Source organism: Nocardia sp. NPDC060220, assembly GCF_042727815.1.
In the GTDB taxonomy this organism is placed as follows: Bacteria; Actinomycetota; Actinomycetes; order Mycobacteriales; family Mycobacteriaceae; genus Nocardia.
This window is the reverse complement of record NZ_JBHWZY010000731.1, coordinates 1-3,548: the sequence shown is the minus strand read 5'-3', so window position 1 is coordinate 3,548 and position 3,548 is coordinate 1. Positions and strand designations below refer to the sequence as shown.

The window sequence follows — 3,548 nt, the reverse complement described above, 5'->3', positions numbered from 1 at the left end:
GCGATGATCGGCAGGGTCGCCACCTCGAAGCGGCGCGCGATCTGCTGCTGCAATCGAAGGATGTCGAGCGAGGTGCCACCCAGATCGAAAAAGCTTGCCGTGACGCTGATTTCGGTGACCGGAAGATCGAACAGCTCCGCGTAGACACCGGTCAGGATCGACTCGGTGTTGCCCTCCGGTGCCGAATATCCGCCGAGCTGACGGGTTGTGACAGCCGCGGTGTCGGCGATGACCTGGTCGTAGCCACCCGATTCGAGCCGTTGGCGCATGCGTGGCCGCAAGGTCTTACCCAGACTCGTCTTGGGAAAGTCCGCCTTGTCCAGCGGCAGGATGAATCCGGGCCGGAACCCGCACAGCAACACGACCGTGGAACGCACCGCGGTCAGCAGGCGATGCAGACCGGCTTCGTCGGCCCCGGTCTCGGCGTGGATGGCGATCACGAGCTGTTCGGTGTCGCTGCCGGGGCGCCGCGTCGGGAACGCGGCGACATAGCCGGGGGAGATGCCGTCGAGTTCCTCGATCGCCGTTTCGATCTCGTGGCTGAAATAGTTGACGCCGTTGACGATGATGCTGTCCTTGCTGCGCCCGACGAGCGTGAGCCTGCCGTCGGCCAGCCGCCCGAGATCGCCCGTGCGGAACCAGCCGTCGGCGGTGAAAGCCTCGTGGGTGGCGTCCGCGTTGTTGAAGTAGCCGTGAGTGACCATCGGGCCGAGCAGTTGCACCTCGCCGGTCGCACCGTCGGGTAGTGACAGGTCTTCGTCGTCGGCGACCCGCAGCTGCAATCGGGGCACCGGATGCCCGACAGCGGCGAACTCCTGCCCGGTGTCGGCACTGGGGAAATCGCGATTGTAGATGCTGCCCGCGCAGGTCTCGGTCATCCCGAACGCGGGCCACAACGCCGCGTCGTGCAGGCCGCAGGCGGCGAAGGTCTGCAAGAACGTCTGTCCTGTCGCGACCACATTGGCTTCGCCACCGCTCACGATGTGGCGCAGGCAGGTCAGATCGAGTAGGTCGCTGTCGCTTTCTGGTTCGAACAACGAATTCAACTGGCCCAGTAGGAAATTCGGTGTGAAGGTCATGGTCACCCGGTGGCGGGAGATGATCCGCAGGAACTGCATCGGGTCGTCGGCGACGATCTCGCTCGGAGCATGGATCTGCTGCGCTCCGGAATACAGCGGAAGCAGATGTGTTTCCAGCAGCGCCGCGACGTGATCGAACGAGATCCAGTTGAAGGTGGTATCGGCCGGGGTGAGGTGCTGCACCGCCGACTTGCCGGCCATGGAGCTGAGCAGGTTGGCATGGGTGAGTGACACCGCTTTGGCGTTTCCGGTGGATCCGGAGGTGAGGACCAGCAGCGCGAGGTCGTCGCTGCTCGCGTGGTGCACGAACGGTGGGTGTTCGCCCGTCCGCAGGGATTCCACCGTCACCGGCGCCAGTCCTGACACGGCGGGCATGGTGTCGCGCATCGCGAGCGATGTCACCACCAGTGGGCCTTCGAGCAGTTCGCCGACATGGCGCAGTGCGCTCGCCCAGCGCGTCGGGTCGGCGGGCTGGGCGACCATGGGACACGGGACGAACCCGCCGAGGAAACAAGCCCACAGCACGGTGACGAAGTCTTCGTGATCATCGAGCAGGAGAACGACTTTCGACTGTGGTCGCAGCCCTTGGTCGCGCAGTGCGCCGGTCAGCCGCAAGGCGTCGTCGAGCAGTTGTGGATGGGAACGATGGACCCGAACCGCGGGTGCGTCGGCGGTGCGTTGCAAATAGGTCGTGCCGCTGGTCGGATGATGGCGCGCGGCGTGCAGGAGAATTTGTGGTACCGACTCGGCGTCGCGTACCGCATGCGGTACAGGCGCCGTCGAAAGAATCGATGTAGCAGTCATTTTCACCTAACCACTGATCAGACGTGCGGCGAACCGCGATGTTCAGGCAGTGCCGAAGACCTCGTCGTACTCCAGCCGGGGAAGGCGGCCCATCCAGGCGTCCGGGCCTGGCTTGCCGATGTTGATGACGCACAGCGGTGCGTGCCTGCCGTCGGGGAAGAACTCCCGGGCGATGGCGTCGGCGTCGAATCCGACCATCGGGCCTGCCGCGAGACCCGCGGCCCGGATTCCGATGATCAGGTACGCCAGCTGCAACGCCGCGTTGAACGTGGCCGACTTCTCGCGCACCGCCGGGTCGGCGAAGACGTTCTGCGGGTTCTCCATGAAGGGAACCAGTTTGGGCAGCTCGTCGTGGAAATCGAGGTCGGCCCCGAGCACGACTGCCAGTGGCGCCTGCGCGGTCTTGTCCTTGTTGCGATCTGTCATGGCCTCGACCAGGCGTGACCTCGCCTGGTAGGAGCGCACGAGGACGCCGCGAAGGGGTTGCTGGTTCATGGAGGTCGGCCCGAATTTCACGAGTTCGTAGATGGCGCGGAACTGTTCGTCGGTCACCGGCTCGTCGGTGAAGGTGTTGGCTGTGCGGGCGGTGCGGAACAACAAGTCCTGCGCTTCCGCGTCCAGTGCCAGCTGCTCGGTCGATACCGTCGCCGCCATGAAACCCTCCAGGGTGAGTTGATTAGACTAGTCGGTCCAGTCCAGTAAATAGTAGATAGACTGACTCGTCCACCCGTACTGTTGGTGACGCGGGTCACTCACCACGAAAGGCGCAGACGGACATGTCGACATCGGCCATACGCTCGAGTGGATCCGGTGGCCGCCCACCCGGCGGCGACCCGGGTAAACGTCGAGCAATCCTCGATGCCGCGATCGATACGTTCCTGCGAGACGGCTACGAGCGGGCGACCCTCGACGTGATCGCCGAACGGGCCGGCGTGGCGAAACAAACCGCCTACAACCACTTCGGCGACAAACAGACCCTGTTCCTGGCCGCCGTGGACGACGAACGCAGCCGTGTCGCCGCGAACTTCGGCACAGACATCACCGGCGCGGATCAGGCCGACGATCTCGATGCCACCACCGCTCTCGTCGAGATCGGCCACCGCGTCCTGCGCGTCCTGCTCGACGAGCGCGCCTCCGCGCTGCGCCGCCTGGTCATCAGCGAGGTCGCCCGCATCCCGTCGCTGCGCCCTGCCTGCGCGGACGGCGAACCGAAACAGCTCGTCACGCAGATCGCCGACCTGCTGCGTCACCGCAGTGAACGCGGTGAGCTCGATGTCGACGATTCGTCGACCGCCGCCCGGCAGTTCGTCTCACTGCTCGTCCAACAGGGTCTGCACGCCTCGATGTACGGCACGATCCCACTGCGTGCCGCCGACGCCGCAACGATCTGCACCGAGGCCGCCCACCTCGTCGTCCGCGCCTACCGCCCGGCCGCGGATCCCAACTGATGGACCGTGACTTTTGTCGAGATCGCGGTCCCGGTTGTGCGGAATGCAGGCAAAGGGCTTGTGTCACTTGCCATTGAGGTGCGCAGGGGATTCGATCCCCGGAGCGATCGGGAATGGGCGCGGCATCGCTGTGCGAGAGGCTACAGCGCCTAGGATGGATCCTGCCCCCGCGACGTGGCGGCGGCGCGTGGGTGCACGGGGAAGGCTCGCCTCGACC

General features: G+C 65.4%; 3 protein-coding genes. 1 reads left to right on the top strand and 2 read right to left on the bottom strand.

Annotation, left to right across the window (positions count from 1 at the left end; genetic code table 11):
* Both ACFWF3_RS28605 and ACFWF3_RS28600 read right to left on the bottom strand, forming a co-directional pair.
* Positions 1-1,883: non-ribosomal peptide synthetase (locus tag ACFWF3_RS28605; RefSeq protein WP_379316599.1), on the bottom strand; the 1,883-nt coding region annotated here is incomplete at its 3' end.
* A 42-nt stretch (positions 1,884-1,925) separates the two neighbouring features.
* On the bottom strand, positions 1,926-2,537 hold the full coding sequence (locus tag ACFWF3_RS28600; RefSeq protein WP_378989633.1) for a malonic semialdehyde reductase: 612 nt from the start codon (positions 2,535-2,537) through the stop codon (positions 1,926-1,928).
* A gap of 122 nt (positions 2,538-2,659) precedes the next feature.
* Here ACFWF3_RS28600 and ACFWF3_RS28595 point away from each other — a divergent pair, with 122 nt between their 5' ends.
* On the top strand, positions 2,660-3,331 hold the full coding sequence (locus ACFWF3_RS28595) for a TetR/AcrR family transcriptional regulator (protein ID WP_379316597.1): 672 nt from the start codon (positions 2,660-2,662) through the stop codon (positions 3,329-3,331).
* The last annotated feature ends 217 nt before the right edge of the window (positions 3,332-3,548 follow it).

Excerpts from the sequence above, each read along its gene's own strand:
- ACFWF3_RS28600 (WP_378989633.1), bottom strand. The coding sequence starts at position 2,537 with ATGGCGGCGACGGTATCGACCGAGCAGCTGGCACTGGACGCGGAAGCG.
- ACFWF3_RS28595 (WP_379316597.1), top strand. The coding sequence starts at position 2,660 with ATGTCGACATCGGCCATACGCTCGAGTGGATCCGGTGGCCGCCCACCC.